17 protein-coding genes are annotated in these 16129 nt (G+C 41.0%); 3 read left to right on the top strand and 14 right to left on the bottom strand.

Translation table 11 applies throughout. From position 1 onward, the window contains the following. Positions 1–226: 226 nt before the first annotated feature. A complete protein-coding gene (recA, locus tag RDV63_RS13590; protein ID WP_313910040.1) occupies positions 227–1261 on the bottom strand; it encodes a recombinase RecA in 1035 nt (344 codons plus the stop codon). A 62-nt stretch (positions 1262–1323) separates the two neighbouring features. After that, positions 1324–1815, bottom strand: a complete 492-nt coding sequence (locus RDV63_RS13595; RefSeq protein ID WP_313910041.1) for a nicotinamide-nucleotide amidohydrolase family protein — start codon at positions 1813–1815, stop codon at positions 1324–1326. A gap of 38 nt (positions 1816–1853) precedes the next feature. Between RDV63_RS13595 and mutS the strand changes: the two genes are divergently transcribed. Both mutS and RDV63_RS13605 read left to right on the top strand, forming a co-directional pair. Beyond that, complete coding sequence (mutS, locus tag RDV63_RS13600) at positions 1854–4427, top strand: DNA mismatch repair protein MutS (protein ID WP_313910042.1); 2574 nt, start codon at positions 1854–1856, stop codon at positions 4425–4427. Beyond that, on the top strand, positions 4424–5599 hold the full coding sequence (locus tag RDV63_RS13605) for a benzoate/H(+) symporter BenE family transporter (protein ID WP_313910043.1): 1176 nt from the start codon (positions 4424–4426) through the stop codon (positions 5597–5599). The genes mutS and RDV63_RS13605 overlap by 4 nt, the downstream gene beginning before the upstream one ends. A 112-nt stretch (positions 5600–5711) precedes the next feature. On the opposite strand, the gene rpoS is transcribed toward RDV63_RS13605, so the two are convergent. The 12 genes from rpoS to RDV63_RS13665 form a co-directional block, all read right to left on the bottom strand. Then, on the bottom strand, positions 5712–6686 hold the full coding sequence (gene rpoS, locus RDV63_RS13610) for an RNA polymerase sigma factor RpoS (protein WP_313910044.1): 975 nt from the start codon (positions 6684–6686) through the stop codon (positions 5712–5714). Positions 6687–6779: 93 nt separating this feature from the next. Beyond that, positions 6780–7550 (bottom strand): peptidoglycan DD-metalloendopeptidase family protein, encoded by a 771-nt coding sequence (locus tag RDV63_RS13615; RefSeq protein WP_313910045.1) that lies wholly within the window; start codon positions 7548–7550, stop codon positions 6780–6782. A 112-nt stretch (positions 7551–7662) separates the two neighbouring features. Beyond that, on the bottom strand, positions 7663–8565 hold the full coding sequence (locus RDV63_RS13620; protein ID WP_313910046.1) for a DUF368 domain-containing protein: 903 nt from the start codon (positions 8563–8565) through the stop codon (positions 7663–7665). 23 nt (positions 8566–8588) lie between these two features. Further along, positions 8589–9227, bottom strand: coding sequence for a protein-L-isoaspartate(D-aspartate) O-methyltransferase (locus RDV63_RS13625; RefSeq protein WP_313910047.1), 639 nt, complete (start codon positions 9225–9227; stop codon positions 8589–8591). Position 9228: 1 nt separating this feature from the next. Next, positions 9229–9981 (bottom strand): 5'/3'-nucleotidase SurE, encoded by a 753-nt coding sequence (gene surE / locus RDV63_RS13630; protein ID WP_313910048.1) that lies wholly within the window; start codon positions 9979–9981, stop codon positions 9229–9231. A 6-nt stretch (positions 9982–9987) separates the two neighbouring features. Next, positions 9988–11031, bottom strand: a complete 1044-nt coding sequence (gene truD / locus RDV63_RS13635) for a tRNA pseudouridine(13) synthase TruD (RefSeq protein ID WP_313910049.1) — start codon at positions 11029–11031, stop codon at positions 9988–9990. Further along, a complete protein-coding gene (gene ispF, locus RDV63_RS13640) occupies positions 11028–11507 on the bottom strand; it encodes a 2-C-methyl-D-erythritol 2,4-cyclodiphosphate synthase (RefSeq protein WP_409934841.1) in 480 nt (159 codons plus the stop codon). Before ispF ends, truD begins: the two co-directional genes overlap by 4 nt. Continuing rightward, complete coding sequence (gene ispD, locus RDV63_RS13645) at positions 11507–12208, bottom strand: 2-C-methyl-D-erythritol 4-phosphate cytidylyltransferase (protein ID WP_313910050.1); 702 nt, start codon at positions 12206–12208, stop codon at positions 11507–11509. The genes ispF and ispD overlap by 1 nt, the downstream gene beginning before the upstream one ends. After that, positions 12198–12503 carry a cell division protein FtsB gene (gene ftsB / locus RDV63_RS13650; protein ID WP_313910051.1) on the bottom strand — a complete coding sequence of 102 codons (306 nt, stop codon included), beginning with the start codon at positions 12501–12503 and terminating at the stop codon, positions 12198–12200. Before ftsB ends, ispD begins: the two co-directional genes overlap by 11 nt. 109 nt (positions 12504–12612) lie before the next feature. Further along, positions 12613–13263, bottom strand: a complete 651-nt coding sequence (locus RDV63_RS13655) for a hypothetical protein (RefSeq protein ID WP_313910052.1) — start codon at positions 13261–13263, stop codon at positions 12613–12615. Between the two features lie 48 nt (positions 13264–13311). Then, positions 13312–14055, bottom strand: a complete 744-nt coding sequence (locus RDV63_RS13660; protein ID WP_313910053.1) for a TerC family protein — start codon at positions 14053–14055, stop codon at positions 13312–13314. A gap of 303 nt (positions 14056–14358) precedes the next feature. Beyond that, the gene (locus RDV63_RS13665) at positions 14359–15249 is read right to left on the bottom strand and encodes an MBL fold metallo-hydrolase (protein WP_313910054.1); all 891 of its coding nucleotides are present in this window, start codon (positions 15247–15249) and stop codon (positions 14359–14361) included. Positions 15250–15363: 114 nt separating this feature from the next. On the opposite strand from RDV63_RS13665, the gene RDV63_RS13670 reads away from it, so the two are divergent. After that, complete coding sequence (locus tag RDV63_RS13670) at positions 15364–16113, top strand: sulfite exporter TauE/SafE family protein (RefSeq protein ID WP_313910055.1); 750 nt, start codon at positions 15364–15366, stop codon at positions 16111–16113. Positions 16114–16129: the final 16 nt, after the last annotated feature.

Raw genomic sequence — 16129 nt, forward strand, 5'->3', positions numbered from 1 at the left:
AATTAGTGCCAAGTATAACCATTTTATTTTTATCATTATTTATACACCGGCAACGCTTTACTTCATTTTTTATTACTATGCAGTCAAACACTACCCTTGCAGCTTATCGCTGCTAGGTAATCAGAGCAAGTTATTATTACTTTTCGTTTACGCCTTGCTAGCAAAAAACTAAGATTAAAAGCCATAAAAAAAGCCAGTGTAAACACTGGCTTTTTATCTATAAAATTTATTCTGCTTCGGTCTCGGCTAATGGCTCTGTTGGCTTATCGCCTGGTTTTAATAATAAACGCTTGCGCAATTCAGCTTCTATTTCATCAGAAACACTTGGATTTTCTTGTAAGTAGCGAATAGCATTGGCTTTACCCTGACCAATTTTATTCCCTTTATGGGCATACCAAGCACCGGCTTTATCTACTAAGCCTTCAGCTACACCTAAATCAACAATTTCACCGTGCTTATTAATGCCTGAACCATATTGGATAATAAACTCAGCTTGTTTAAAGGGTGGCGCTACTTTGTTCTTAACCACTTTAACCCGTGTTTCGTTACCGGTTATTTCGTCACCATCTTTTACTGAACCAATACGGCGAATATCTAAACGTACTGAAGCATAAAATTTTAATGCATTACCGCCAGTAGTGGTTTCAGGATTACCAAACATCACACCTATTTTCATCCGGATTTGGTTGATGAAAATAACTAAAGTGTTAGAGCGTTTAATATTACCAGTAAGTTTACGTAAGGCTTGTGACATTAAGCGCGCTTGTAAGCCCATATGGCTGTCGCCCATATCACCTTCAATTTCTGCTTTAGGTGTTAAGGCTGCAACTGAGTCAACAATTACAATATCAACTGCGGCTGAGCGAACTAGCATATCGCATATCTCTAATGCTTGCTCACCAGTATCAGGTTGCGAAACTAATAAGTCTTCTACATTTACACCTAGCTTTTTAGCATAAACAGGATCTAAGGCATGCTCTGCATCTATAAAAGCACAAGTTTTACCATCTTTTTGTGCTTCAGCTATAACTTGTAATGTTAAGGTAGTTTTACCCGATGACTCTGGGCCATAAATTTCAACGATCCGACCATAAGGTAACCCACCTATACCCAGAGCAATATCTAAGCCTATTGAGCCTGTTGATACTGCAGCAATGTCTAGTGCTGTACTATCACCAAGACGCATAATAGAGCCTTTGCCAAACTGACGTTCAATTTGCCCTAAGGCGGCATCAAGCGCTTTTTGTTTATTGTCGTTCATGTTTAATTCCATGGTTGAGTCGGTAGTACCGAACAATTAACACTGTATGCTCATACAGTATTCTAGATTAAGCTAGCTGTCAACAACTCTATACTACGTTTTAAAGCATACTCAATACTTTGTTGTCTAACCTGTTGTCGATCGCCTTGAAAGCATTCTCGTTGACTAATTATAGAGCCATCTACGTAAAAACCAAAACATACAGTCCCCACTGGCTTTTCTACCGAGCCACCATCAGGCCCAGCAATACCTGTTACAGCTATAGCAAACTTTGCCCCAGCTGCTTTAGCAGCACCGGCTGCCATTTCGGTCGCGGTTTGCTCACTAACAGCGCCAAATTGTAGTAAAGTTGCACTGCGTACAGCCAGTAATTGTTGTTTGGCTTTATTGCTATAAGTGATAAAGGCGCGGTCAACATAAGCTGAACTGCCCGCTACCGCGGTTAACCAATAGCTAACACCGCCACCAGTACAAGACTCAGCAGTGGTGATTGTCCACTTTTTCCGTAATAATAGCTGGCCTAATTCGGTTGCCAGCTGCAGACTGTTAACCATAACTATCCTTAATTTAACTAGGAAGACATAACCTTATTATGCCGTCAGATAAGAAACTGGAGCAAGACTTAAGCGCTCACACCCCTATGATGCAGCAATATTTGGGAATTAAAAGCCAACACCCCGATATTTTAATGTTTTATCGCATGGGCGACTTCTATGAATTGTTTTTTGATGATGCTAAGCGTGCTGCAGCACTGTTAGATATATCACTAACTAAGCGTGGCCAAAGTAGTGGCCAGCCCATACCTATGGCGGGTGTGCCTTATCATGCGGTTGAAGGCTATTTATCTCGCTTAGTCCAACTAGGTGAATCTATTGCTATTTGCGAGCAAGTTGGCGATCCGGCCACTAGCAAAGGGCCTGTTGAGCGCAAGGTAGTACGCATTGTCACTCCGGGTACTGTGACTGACGAAGCCTTATTAAATGCTCGCCACGACAACTTACTTTGTGCCATTAGCCATTCTAGACAGCATTACGGTTTAGCCCAATTAGATTTAACTAGTGGCCGCTTTTTACTAAATCAAGTTGCCAATTTAGATGATCTTGCGGCTTTAATTCAGCGCTTAAATCCTGCCGAGCTGTTATATCCTGAAGACTTTGCTGCCATAAACTTAATAGAAAATCGTAAAGGTGCCAGGCGTAGGCCAATTTGGGAGTTTGATTTAGCAACAGCCAGGTCATTGTTATGTAAGCAGTTTGGCACCAAAGACTTACTTAGCTTTGCCGTTGACGATGCACCTGTAGCCTTAATGGCTGCAGGCTGTGTAATGCAGTATGTCAATGACACTCAACGTGCCCACTTACCCCATATTCGTGCTATTGGTGTTGAGCGCTCTGAAGACAATATAGTATTAGACGCTGCAACTAGACGTAATTTAGAACTCACTCAAAACTTAGCTGGCAATTTTGACCACACTTTGGCTGCAGTGCTCGATACTAGCCAGACCGCTATGGGATCACGACTATTAAAACGTTGGATCCATGCCCCGCTTCGCAATCAACAAACCGTTAACCAACGCTTAGATGCCGTAGCTGAGCTTATTGAGCAATATGAACAACTGCAACCTGACTTAAAAAGTATTGGCGATATAGAGCGCATTATTACTCGCTTAGCCCTGCGTAGTGCAAGGCCACGTGACTTTGCTCGCTTACGTCAAGCCTTACAGTTACTGCCTGAACTAGCACCTAAACTAGACAAGCAACAAGCTAAAGCCTTGCAAAACATTGCTTTTGCGGCTCAACCTATTCCCAGCTTATGTCAATTATTAGAACAAGCCATTGTAGAGTCACCACCAGTATTAATGCGTGATGGTGGTGTCATTGCCGATGGCTATGATGCCGAGTTAGATCAATGGCGCAATTTAGCTACAGGTGCTACCGACTATTTAAGTCAACTAGAACAACGGGAACGTGAGCGCACTGGCATTAGCTCATTAAAAGTTGGCTTTAATCGAGTCCATGGCTATTACATTGAAACCGGCCGTAGTGCTGATATTAAAGTGCCAACGGAATATGTCCGGCGGCAAACCTTAAAAAATAATGAGCGTTATATCATTCCTGAGCTAAAAGAATACGAGGATAAAGTGCTCGGCAGCCAAAGCAAAGCCTTGGCCATTGAAAAGCAACTCTATGAGCAGCTGTTTGACCACTGCGCTGAGTATCTGGCACCTTTACAGCAATTAGCCCAAGCTTTAGCTGAATTAGATGTGCTTTGCACCTTTGCCGAGCGTGCAGATAGTTTGCACTACTGCCGACCTAGCCTAGTAAATGAAACTGGAATTAAATTAGAGCAAGCACGGCATCCTGTTGTTGAACAAGTGTTAACTACACCATTTATTGCCAACCCATTAACTATGCAGCAACAGCGGCGAATGCTGATGCTAACCGGCCCTAATATGGGCGGTAAATCAACCTATATGCGTCAGACAGCCTTAATAGTGCTAATGGCCTATATTGGCTGTTTTGTACCGGCAAGCTCGGCCCAAATTGGCCCTATAGATCGGATCTTTACTCGTATTGGCGCATCCGATGACTTAGCCTCTGGCCGCTCAACTTTTATGGTAGAAATGACTGAAACCGCCACTATTTTGCATCATGCCACTGAAAACAGCTTAGTATTAATGGATGAAATTGGCCGCGGTACTAGTACCTATGATGGTTTAAGCTTAGCTTGGGCCTGTGCTGAGCATTTAGCTAAGAACATTAAAGCTTTAACCTTATTTGCTACTCATTATTTTGAATTAACGGAGCTAGCCGAGCGCACCGAAGGTATTGTTAACGTCCATTTAGATGCGATTGAACATGACGAAACTATAGTGTTTATGCACAATGTACAAGAAGGTGCAGCCAGTAAAAGCTTTGGTTTACAAGTAGCACAGTTAGCAGGCGTACCCAAAAATATTATTCGCCAAGCACAACAAAAGTTACACCAATTAGAACAGCAAAGTTTAGTCACTGAACCTAGTCAAACAGTTGCGGCTACACCGCAACTAGAATTAGCCTTAGCAGAGCATCCTATAATAGAAAAGTTACGTGAAATTGATCTTGATAACTTAACGGCACGTCATGCACTCCAATTGTTATACCAACTAAAAGATACATTGGTATGAAAATAAATGATTTAAGCTTATCGGCAATACTGGCAGGCTTTGTCGCCGTAATTGTTGGCTTTGCTAGCTCGGTTGCTATAGTGCTGCAAGCAGCTAGTGCCGCTGGCGCTAATGACGCTATTGTCGCCTCTTGGCTACTCGCTTTAGGTATTGGCATGGCCATTAGCTGTATCGGCTTATCTTGGTATTATAAGGCTCCAATTATTACCGCTTGGTCTACGCCTGGCGCAGCTTTTTTAGCAACAAGTTTACAGGGTTTATCTATTAATCAAGCGATAGGCGCCTTTATGTTTGCCGCCGTATTAGGCTTAATCATTGGCCTAAGTGGATGGTTTGACAAATTAAGTCGACTGCTACCCTTACCATTAGCCAGCGCCATGTTAGCGGGGATATTACTGCAATTTGGTTTAAATGTTTTTACAGCACTACAACAACAGCTAGCGTTAGTTGGCGCCATGTTACTAAGCTATTTAATTGCAAAACGCTTTAACCCTCGCTATACCATTTTATGGGTATTAATAATTGGGATAGCTATGACGATGTTGCAAGGTAATACAACGTTTACAACAGTCCATTTTAACCTTGCCAAACCACTATTTATTCAACCGGAATGGTCATTGTCTGCATTACTAGGTGTAGGTTTACCTTTGATGGTCGTCACAATGGCATCGCAAAACATTCCTGGCATAGCAGTATTACGCACCAGTGGCTTTAATACAGCCGCTTCACCTTTAATCAGTTGTACGTCTTTTCTGACTTTGATATTAGCACCATTTGGTGCCTTCGCGCTCAATTTAGCCGCTATTACTGCAGCAATTTGCACTGGTGAAGAAGCGGATCCTGATCCTGCAAAACGTTATATTGCAGGAATTGCAGCTGGACTATTTTACTTATTAGCAGGACTATTCTCTGCAACTATAGTCGCTTTATTTGCTGCTTTTCCTGCAGAGTTTATCACTGCACTAGCCGGCTTAGCCTTATTTAGCACCATAGCAGTAAATTTAGCTAGTGCTACTGCTGATAAAGATTACCGAGAAGCTGCCATAGTGACCTTGTTAGTTACTGCTTCAGGAATGAATTTATTTAACATCAGCTCAGCATTTTGGGGACTGATTGCTGGAGGCCTGACTATTTTATTTATGAATACCACCAGAGTAATTCCTAAATGTTAAATCAAACACTTGCATTAGATACTTTATAAATAAGTCTCTAAACACGACTTAACCAGAGAGCAATTACTCAAGCGCTGAGATTAATTCCAGTCAAGAATAGCGCATAGCCGCACTATTCTTGAAACAAAATATCGACGTTTAAGCCTTGTTGCGTTACGACTTCACGTAATCGGCGTAAGGCTTCTACCTGGATTTGCCGCACTCGCTCACGGGTTAAACCAATTTCACGACCAACATCTTCTAAGGTAGAAGGCTCGTAGCCCAGTAGACCAAAACGGCGTGATAGTACTTCTTTTTGTTTTGGATTTAATTCATCTAACCAGCGAATTAAATGCTGTTTCATATCGCTTTCTTGTAAATTACCTTCAGGGCCCAGTTCTTTTTCATCCGCTATAATATCTAGCAATTGTTTTTCTGGCGCGCCAGCAACAGGCATATCAACGGAAGTAATTCGCTCATTTAACTTAAGCATTTTTCGCACATCTTCAACTGGCCGATCTAACGCTGCTGCAATTTCTTCTGGCGTAGGCTCATGGTCTAGTTTCTGTGATAATTCACGCGCGCAGCGTAAATAAATATTTAGCTCTTTAACGACATGAATAGGCAAGCGGATAGTACGGGTTTGATTCATGATGGCACGTTCAATAGTTTGCCGAATCCACCAAGTAGCATAAGTTGAAAAACGAAAGCCGCGCTCTGGGTCAAACTTTTCTACTGCGCGAATTAAGCCTAAATTACCTTCTTCAATTAAATCTAGTAAGGCTAAGCCACGATTGATATAGCGCCGAGAAATTTTTACCACTAAACGTAAGTTACTCACTATCATGCGCTTGCGAGCAGCCTCATCGCCTTTGAGGGCTAAACGCGAAAAGTATACTTCTTCTTCAGCAGATAACAGCGGCGAAAAACCAATTTCGCTTAAATAAATTTGGGTTGCGTCTATTGTTTTAAAATTATCATCAGTGCTAAACACTTCTTCTTTATCAGTGTTTTCTGATTTAGAGTCGGCAATTTCTAACAGAGTTTCATCTTCAACAATATCGTCGTCTTTTAACTCTTCAATGTCGTCGCCACTTTTATTTCCCATAACTTTTCTCCCATCTTTATTGGGTGCAGGGGTAGCTTTTTATTATTGCATCCATGCTTACAATTACGCTGATTACAACTTTAAATAGCTCTATTATCTTCTAGGTAAATACTTCATCGGATCAACCGAACCACCACGATAACGAATTTCAAAATGCAATCTTACATCTGTTGCATCTGTTTTACCCATTTCTGCAATTTGCTGACCTGCAGAAACCATCTGTCTCTCTTGTACTAATAACTTCCGATTATGTGCATACGCACTTAGGTAATCATCATTATGTTTAATAATTATTAAATTACCATAACCGCGTAAAGCATTACCAGCATACACCACTTGACCACTTGCGGCAGCATTGACTCGACTGCCTTCCACACCCGTTATATCAATACCTTTATTGCCTTGCTCTTGATATGAAAAGCCAGAGACGATTTTACCTTTTACCGGCCATTGCCATTGTACTAACGCCGTATTTGGCAGTTTAATAGGCGGCTTTGTAACTTTATTGTTAGTGGTTGTTTGAACATACTCCGTTTGCTTTTTTGGTGCAACCGGTTTAGGAGATTTAACTGAACTATTTGATTTTATTTGGCTTGATGGCTTTTTAGCCGCTGATGTCTTTGCTGCTGCAGTAGACACCGGCCGACTCTGATTGGGTGGAAGCTTTAGTTTAATAATTTGACCTGGGTAAATAATATAAGGACTAGAGATATTATTTAGGCCCGCTAACTTGCGCACATCTAAACCGGCGCGAAACGCTATAGCATATAAAGTATCGCCTTTGCGTACTGTATATTGCTGAACTTGTAAACTACCTTTATTGCGCTCATTATAAAAATTTTTTCTTAATTCTAACGTCGTCACAGGAGCAGGAGCCGTTCTTGATGAACACCCTTGCAAAATAGTATTTAATAATAAACAACTTAGTACGATATATATCGCACGCATTTCTAAGCGAATACCCCGCTCCTTCTACTTAGTCTAGATGTTGTTTAATATCACTAACTGCTGGCTTACCCAACCAACGCTCTAAGTTTAACAATAGCACCATAATCATCACACCCGCGACAGCACAGATGCCAGCTAGCAGCATGTCAGTATCACCGGTTGCGCTAGGGTAGGTCCAAGGTAAGTACAATTTACTTTGCCACTGCCAAGGCCAAATTCGATATAAAGCCCCTATTACAATACCAATTAGAAAAGCTAAGCTAGCATCATGATACTTGGCTAATAGCCAATTTAATAGCCGAGAAAAGCTTAATAAACCAAAAATACAACCAGCAATAAATAAGGCCAGCACGCTAACTTTTAAGTTAGTCACTGCAGCTAAAACATGGCTGTACATACCTAATATTAATAAAATAAAACTGCCAGAAATCCCAGGCAATATCATGGCACAAATGGCTATAGCACCAGCAAAAAAGTACATCCATATAGCTGGCTGTAATTCGCTAGGTGTAAGTAAACTAATTCCAACAGCAAAAATGACGCCCAATAAGCATAAGAGCAAGCGTAATTTAGACCAAGATATACTGCGACATAATTGAGGTAAAGCAGCCAAAATAAGCCCAGTAAATAACGCCCAAAGTGGCACAGGCCTATAGTGTAAAAAGTAACTAATCACCCCTGCTAAAGCAAAGATACTCAGTAGAATACCGCTAAATAAGCAAAGTAAAAAAGTGCCATCTACATACTGCCATAATGATTTAAATTGGCCGCGAACTAACAATCTAACAGCCGTTAAATTAAACTGGCTAATGGCAGCTAATAAACGCTGATAAATACCCAATATAAAGGCTAAAGTACCGCCAGACACGCCGGGAACAACATCCGCGGCTCCCATCGCCATGCCTTTGATGATCCATTGCAGATACTGCATCTCTTACCCTTACTTTGGCTATATTAAGCTAACTCACCTGGTATTAATGGCACAAAACGTACGGCCTCTATATCACTACTGGATACCGTATCACCCTGACGCTGATAAATTCGTAATACTTGCTCTTGCAAGCCAACTGGGATGACTAAGCGACCACCATCCGCTAATTGTTCTAATAGTGCCATTGGTACCTCTGTTGGTGCCGCCGTCACTATTATACTGTTAAAAGGCGCCTTGCTTGGCCAACCTTGCCAGCCATCACCATGCTTCATAGCAACATTATGTAAATCCAATTGCTGTAAGCGTCTTTTAGCTTGAAACTGTAAAGATTTAATCCGTTCAACACTAAAAACTTGCGGAAACAGCCTAGCAAGAATGGCCGTTTGATAGCCTGAACCTGTGCCAATCTCTAACACCTTACCAGCAACCCTATCTTGCAGTAATAACTCTGTCATCCGTGCCACTATATAGGGTTGCGATATAGTTTGGCCCTGCCCTATAGGTAAGGCAGTGTTTTCATAGGCTTTATGTGCTAAAACCGACTCTACAAAGAGGTGCCTTGGTGTTTGCGCCATGGCTTGCAGCACTAAGGGGTGCTGAATACCATCCGCTTGAAGCTTTTGCGCCAATACACTAGCGCTTCGTGATGTTGCGACTGCCATGTTACAGTTTTATCCCCTCTAACCATTGACGTAAAGTATCCATGCTTTTATAAGCTGACATATCGACTTGTAGCGGCGTTATAGATGCATAATTATTAGCTATAGCATGAAAGTCTGTGCCTTCTCCTGCATCTAATTCGTTACCTAACGAGCCATACCAATAGATAGTATTGCCCCAAGGGTCGGTGCTATTTGTCATGGTCTCTGCTTTATGTCGTCGGCCTAAACGTGTGACTTTAATACCTTTTAATTGCTCAATTGTAACAGGAGGTACATTAATATTTAAAATTTGATCGCGCGGTAACGGGTGCGACTTTAATTTCTTAATAACTTGTACGGTAACAAAAGCCGCAGTAGTGAAGTATTGTGAGTCTTTGCTTGCTAAAGAAACGGCTATGGCGGGTAACCCTAAGTGTCGGCCTTCAGTTGCAGCTGCAACAGTACCAGAATACAGCACATCATCACCTAAATTAGCACCATGATTAATACCTGCTACGACTAAATCAGGTGTAAAATCCAGTAATTGACTTATTGCTAAATGCACACAGTCAGTAGGCGTGCCATTTACTGAATAAAAACCATTTTCTATCTGCTGCACCCGCAATGGATTAACTAAGGTTAAGGAATTACTGGCGCCGCTACAGTTTCGATCGGGTCCTACTGTGGTGACATCTGCTATTTGCATTAATGCCTGCTGTAATACCTGCAGCCCCTTAGCATTAACACCGTCATCATTACTTAATAATATTCGCATCAATTACTACTCCACTACTGCTGTATGCCGACCACAATCTTGATAATGCACTAACTCTCTTAACACGCTGGTAGCAAAGCAACCTGCGGGTAAACTAAAGCTTAGGGTTATATCTTGCTGCTCTGCCGTTAACTGCAGGTGTTGCGGTATAATTCGCATACTGCGCCGTTCTTGTTTTAAACGGTAATCTATTAAACCATTAATAAGACTGGGATACTGACCAAGCACTGCCTGTTCAAAAGCTAAACTAGCTGCTGTGGCCATAGACTCCCCCATCCCTGGTAATACCGCGGTAATACTTAAATCTTGCTTGGCTAACCGTTGCGTTAATGCATCATCTACTAGCGGGGCTTTAAATACTGATGCTGTACCACTTAGTTGCAGTACATCACCTGCTATAATTTTATTAAACCAGCCTTGCTCAATACGCGCCGAAAGCTGCTGATTAAATAAGAACGAACGAGCAGCAGATAAGGCTAAGCCGCGTAACTTACGATCACTAATACTTTGGCCGGCAAATAACTGTTCAGCTAAACGTAAATTACCACCATTAATGCCAAAACGCTGTTCCCCATAATAGTTAGGCACGCCTTGCTTAACCTGCTGTAATCTATTAATAACAGACTGAATATCAGAAACTTGCCTTAATCTAATTTGAAAGGTGTTCGCTTTCAACGCCCCTAAACGCAGCTTACGATAATGCCGCACCATATTCAAAATGCGACAACCTTCTAGTTGCCACTCTTGCCATGGTAGTTCTTGTTTAATAGGCCATTTAAAGCAAAACCATTGCCGGGTAATCGCATGCCGGTCTTTAAGCCCAGCATAGCTAATATCTCGTGCTTTGAGCTTAGTTAATTCGGCTAGTTGCTTTGCTACATATTGCGTGTTTTGGCCTATTTTCTCAATCTGCAATAAAATATGCTCACCCGCACCTGAGGGCGTAAAATTAAGCTGTTCATCAACAATAAAATCTTCTGGTTGCTGGCGTAATAAAGCCGTTGCTGTTGGCTGGCGGTATAAATACGCTAAAGAGGTTAACTCACTCATGCGCTAACCAACAACACGACGGCCTCAGTCGCTATCCCCTCTTTACGGCCAACAAAACCCAATTTTTCTGTTGTGGTCGCTTTAACATTCACTTGGCTTAATTCACAGTGCAAGTCGGTCGCTATTAGTTGGCGCATGCTTTGGATATACGGCGCTATTTTCGGTGCTTGCGCCATTATAGTGATATCAAGGTTAGCTACTTTATATCCTGCCTTTTGCACTTCGGCATAAACTTTACGTAATAAAATGCGACTATCAATATTTTTAAAGGCCATATCGGTATCAGGAAAGTGATGACCTATATCGCCCAGCGCCATAGCACCTAATAAAGCATCCGATAAAGCATGTAACACTACATCTCCATCAGAATGCGCTAATAGTCCTTGGGGATACTCAATGCTAGTGCCTGCTAATGTAATAGGGCCTTCACCACCAAAAGCATGAACATCAAAACCATGGCCAATACGAATATTCATTAACTATTTTGCTCCAAATAAAAAGCCGCTAAGGCTAAATCAGCAGGCTGGGTAATTTTAATGTTATCGTTATGCCCTTCCACCAATAAAACGGGATGACCAGCCCACTCCATTGCTGAAGCTTCATCGGTAATATGCACCCCCGCTTCAATAGCATCTTCTAGTGCAGCTTTTAATAAGGCGGTAGGGAAGAGTTGCGGTGTTAATGCATGCCACAGATGCTCACGATCAACAGTATGGGCAACAGTTAGCTCGCCTCGTTTCATGGTATCCCGTACTCGACACGCTAAAACACCGCCATCACCATAGGCTAAGCAGCGCTCTATTAGTAGCTCTATATCAGCTTTGCGAACTAAGGGACGGGCAGCATCATGCACTAAAACCCAGGGATATTTATAAGGTTCAATTTTCTGTAACGCATTAATAACTGAATGCATGCGCTCTGCACCGCCTTTCACTTTTATAACCTGTGATTGATCTAAGTTTACTTGCTCAATGTAGGGGTCATCCTCAGCTAAGGCTAGCCATACTTTATTCAGTGCAGTCACTTGCTGCAAACGCGCTAAACTATGCTCTAAAATGGTTTTATTGTGTAACACTAAATATTGTTTTGGTTTATCTGCCTGCATTCGCTTGCCTACACCAGCTGCAGGTACTATCACTGCAATAGCTGGAGTTGCAGGTTTTAGCTCATTTGTCATGCATTTTTTCCGTGTTATCTGACTGACTAAACAAACGAAAAAAAACTTCATCTTGTTTAATTAATCCCAACTCATTACGGGCGCGCTCTTCAATTGCATCAAAGCCTTGTTGTAAGTCGGTAACATCGGCTTTTAACAACCGATTGCGTTTTTCCAACTCTTGATTACTTAATGCTTGGCTGCGTAACTCATCTTGTTTATTCCAGTAATCAGTAATACTGTGCTGCCCAAACCAGAGTCTATATTGTGCCAACCCCAATATTAACAGCAGCAACACCGTAAATAATCGCATCATAATGCATTAACTCGTTGCTGATAAAAGTGAATTATGGCTTTATTATGCTGCTTAGTATCTTTATTGCAAAGCGAGAAATAAAGGTTGAGCACACTTACAGAGGTCATAACTACACCTTTTCTAGTATTGGCTTAGCAAAATTGCGCCAATTTAAACGACAGGTTAAGAGTAACTCTCGTAAATTCAATAAACGTGGTGTTGTTTTTTCTTGTTTTAGCCATTGATGGCCACAACAGGCAGCAATCATAATGGCTTTTGCCGGTTTCAACAAATACTTTACACTATTGTCAGCTTGTAAAGGCATCCCTGACATAGCAAACCAGCCATGATGATTACAATGCACTTTTAAACCAGCTGCATCCACTTCATCAATACTATCTAGCACTATATACTCTTGATTTGATTGCATAATATAAATCGGTACTATAAGACCAGGTTTAGCATATTTTTGATAAAAAGCATCGATCTGATCCGCTTTTTGCTTGCGGGCTGGGCAATGCTTAGCTTGAGGGTTATACCAAGAGGCATTTTGACTATCTAACTGTAACTGAACTTGTTGCTGTAAAATATTACTGGCCGCACGGCGAATGTAAAATGTTATGCTTGCCAAACGGCCAGCTAAATTAACAAGTTGCTCGGCAGGTAATTCCGACAGACGTAATAACTCCCGCTCATATAGAGCGTTACAAAGCTCGGTATAACTTTGGTTATCTTCCGATACCTGCCAAAAGTGTGGCTGCTGACTGCGAGATTTATCCATTAGCAGATGTTAACCAAAGCAGCATAACTTGTAAAAGCAAACCTGCACCTATTGGCTATCGATTTTTTTATGTAATTTCACTGGCGTTGATTTTTTCTGCCTTACTTTTAAGTTTATTAGCTCTACACAAACTGAAAACGCCATAGCAAAGTAAATATAACCTTTAGGCACATGGACATCTAAGCCTTCTGCGATCAAGGTAAAACCAATTAACATTAAAAAAGACAAGGCAAGTATTTTAATGGTGGGATGATTATCAACAAACTCACCTATAGATTTAGCAGCAAACAACATTACCAATACAGAGGCCATCACAGCAATTACCATAATAGATAAGTGGTTCACTAAACCCACAGCCGTTATCACTGAATCAAGCGAAAAGACTATATCTAATAAAGTTATTTGAATCAGAATAGCCACATAGCTGGCAGCGGCTCTAGTGACACTACTGCTACTACCTTCTAAACTGTCATGAATTTCATGGGTAGACTTGGCTAATAAGAAAAAGCCGCCAATAATAAGCACTAAATCTCGTCCTGAAATCTCATAGCCAAAAGTCGTAAACAGCGGTTCAACTAAACCTATTACCCAAGCTAAACTAAATAGTAAGCCTAATCGGGAAAGCATAGCTAAACCAATACCAATTCGGCGAGCTGAATCACGTTTTTCTGTTGGTAGCTTAGCCACTAAAATAGAGATAAAAATAATATTATCTATCCCTAATACAATCTCTAGTGCCATTAATGTTGCTAAAGCCACCCAAGCTTCTGGGCTATAGATCCATTCAAACATATGTAGTACCTAAAGTATCATGGGCTAAATTACAATCCACATAAACGGTTACAAATTGCCGCTGGCTTTTAGTAACCTAGTAAGTAGTATAGTGTCACCTTAGCAATAACAGCATGTTATATCGCTTGAGATCGCTTGAGGTTGTTAATGGCCGGCCAGCGTTCCAACCCGCTTACCGGCCTTTTTTTAACATGAAATAACCCAAGCTCTGCTTAAGCCAAATAAAAATGCACTAGGCTAATAAATATCATTAGAACTAGTGCAATACAATTTATTTTAAACTAAGAAAGTAAGTTAAGTTACTTAAGATAACTTCAATGGTATTTTAATGTAGCTGACGCCATTAGTTGCAGCTTTTGGTAATTGGCCGCCGCGAATATTCACTTGTACCGCAGGGTAAATTAGTCGAGGCACTGCTAATGTTTTATCCCGCGCTTGGCGCTTTTGCACAAAGTCTTGCTCGGTGGTTGCAGCTTTAACATGAATATTTTGCTGCTTTTGCTCTGCTACAGTGGTTTTATAGCGTAATGGTCGTCCACCAGGCTGATAGTCATGACAAATATAAATCACAGTGTCTTCAGGCAATTGATATATACGCTGGATAGATTGATATAACACATGGGCATCCCCTCCTGGGAAGTCGCACCTTGCAGTCCCGCCGTCAGGCATAAATAATGAATCGCCAACAAATAAGTTATCGCCTATTAAGTAACTAATACTGTCGTTAGTGTGGCCAGGGGTATTAATAACCTGAGCCTGTATATTACCAATAAAAAATTGTTCATTATCTTGAAATAATTTATCAAAATAATCACCCTTTGCTAGCAACTCTGTATCATCAAGATTAAATACCAGTTTAAATGTCTGTTGAACTTTTTTAATTCCTTCGCCAATACCTATAGGTGCGCCGGTTTTAACTTTTAGATAGTCAGCAGCGGATAAATGATCAGCATGCGCATGGGTCTCTAAAATCCAATCAAGGCTTAGTTGCTGTTGCTGGATATATGCCAAGATCTCATCAGCCCCTTGCGTACTAACGGCGCCAGCCTCAGCATCATAGTTTAATACAGGATCAATAATAGCAGCACGCTTAGTTTGGTTATCTGCCACTACATAACTACAAGTAGAGCTATCAGCATCAAAAAACATTTTTATAAGCAAATATTTTGAGCTTTCTGGCTTAACTGTCGGCATAGATACCTCGTAAATTAGTAAATGCTAAAATTCGATTGCAGCATAACTAAAACTACATTAGAATTCAATAATGTTATAAGCATATTACTTATTGATATATGGGGCAATGACTTAATGATAGTGTTTTTAGCTGCCGTAGTTATCGGTTTAAGTTTAGGTCTGTTCGGCTCAGGCGGCTCAATACTTACCGTCCCTATTTTACTGTATTTATTAAATATGCCAGCAGAATTAGCTATTGCTTCGTCTTTATTTATTGTCGGCGCTATCAGCTTATTTGCAGCAACTCGTAGCAGCCTTAAACGATTAGTAAGCTGGCAACATGTCATACTTTTTGCCCTACCTAGTATGGTTGGCACTTATTTTGGCGCATGGTTTGGTACCTTAGTAGATGGCCGTTGGCAATTATTAATCTTTGCTATTCTGATGTTTAGCTCTGCCATTTTAATGTGGCGAAAAAAAGTTCAGCCAGAACATAATCAACTTAGCATTAAGCCCGCTATTTTAATTATTGTTGGCTTAGCTGTTGGTGTTATTACTGGCTTTGTCGGCGTTGGCGGTGGTTTTTTGATAGTACCCGCTTTAGTTATTTTCGGTGGCTTAGCTATGCTACGCAGTATTGCTACTAGCCTAGTTATAATTACCTTGCAATCCAGTGTAGGCTTTATTAAATATTACTCAGTACTTATAACTAAAGGCGCTATATTTGATTGGCAATCAATCTCGCTAATTATTGTCTTTGGCATTATCGGTAGCATTATTGGTGGCGCTATCGCTCATCATGTACCTAAAAAGATGCTACAACGCGGCTTTGCAGTATTTTTATTGCTGATGGCTGCAGTCGTTATTAACCAATCCGTACTTTAACTTTGTGATTCAGGAG

It is taken from the genome of Rheinheimera sp. MMS21-TC3 (assembly GCF_032229285.1).
Taxonomy (GTDB): domain Bacteria; phylum Pseudomonadota; class Gammaproteobacteria; order Enterobacterales; family Alteromonadaceae; genus Alishewanella.

Bases quoted from the DNA above. Each gene is read 5' to 3' on its own strand.
- recA (WP_313910040.1), bottom strand. From the start codon at position 1,261: ATGAACGACAATAAACAAAAAGCGCTTGATGCCGCCTTAGGGCAAATT.
- RDV63_RS13595 (WP_313910041.1), bottom strand. From the start codon at position 1,815: ATGGTTAACAGTCTGCAGCTGGCAACCGAATTAGGCCAGCTATTATTA.
- mutS (WP_313910042.1), top strand. From the start codon at position 1,854: ATGCCGTCAGATAAGAAACTGGAGCAAGACTTAAGCGCTCACACCCCT.
- RDV63_RS13605 (WP_313910043.1), top strand. From the start codon at position 4,424: ATGAAAATAAATGATTTAAGCTTATCGGCAATACTGGCAGGCTTTGTC.
- rpoS (WP_313910044.1), bottom strand. From the start codon at position 6,686: ATGGGAAATAAAAGTGGCGACGACATTGAAGAGTTAAAAGACGACGAT.
- RDV63_RS13620 (WP_313910046.1), bottom strand. From the start codon at position 8,565: ATGCAGTATCTGCAATGGATCATCAAAGGCATGGCGATGGGAGCCGCG.
- RDV63_RS13625 (WP_313910047.1), bottom strand. From the start codon at position 9,227: ATGGCAGTCGCAACATCACGAAGCGCTAGTGTATTGGCGCAAAAGCTT.
- surE (WP_313910048.1), bottom strand. From the start codon at position 9,981: ATGCGAATATTATTAAGTAATGATGACGGTGTTAATGCTAAGGGGCTG.
- truD (WP_313910049.1), bottom strand. From the start codon at position 11,031: ATGAGTGAGTTAACCTCTTTAGCGTATTTATACCGCCAGCCAACAGCA.
- ispF (WP_409934841.1), bottom strand. From the start codon at position 11,507: ATGAATATTCGTATTGGCCATGGTTTTGATGTTCATGCTTTTGGTGGT.
- ispD (WP_313910050.1), bottom strand. From the start codon at position 12,208: ATGACAAATGAGCTAAAACCTGCAACTCCAGCTATTGCAGTGATAGTA.
- ftsB (WP_313910051.1), bottom strand. From the start codon at position 12,503: ATGATGCGATTATTTACGGTGTTGCTGCTGTTAATATTGGGGTTGGCA.
- RDV63_RS13655 (WP_313910052.1), bottom strand. From the start codon at position 13,263: ATGGATAAATCTCGCAGTCAGCAGCCACACTTTTGGCAGGTATCGGAA.
- RDV63_RS13660 (WP_313910053.1), bottom strand. From the start codon at position 14,055: ATGTTTGAATGGATCTATAGCCCAGAAGCTTGGGTGGCTTTAGCAACA.
- RDV63_RS13665 (WP_313910054.1), bottom strand. From the start codon at position 15,249: ATGCCGACAGTTAAGCCAGAAAGCTCAAAATATTTGCTTATAAAAATG.
- RDV63_RS13670 (WP_313910055.1), top strand. From the start codon at position 15,364: ATGATAGTGTTTTTAGCTGCCGTAGTTATCGGTTTAAGTTTAGGTCTG.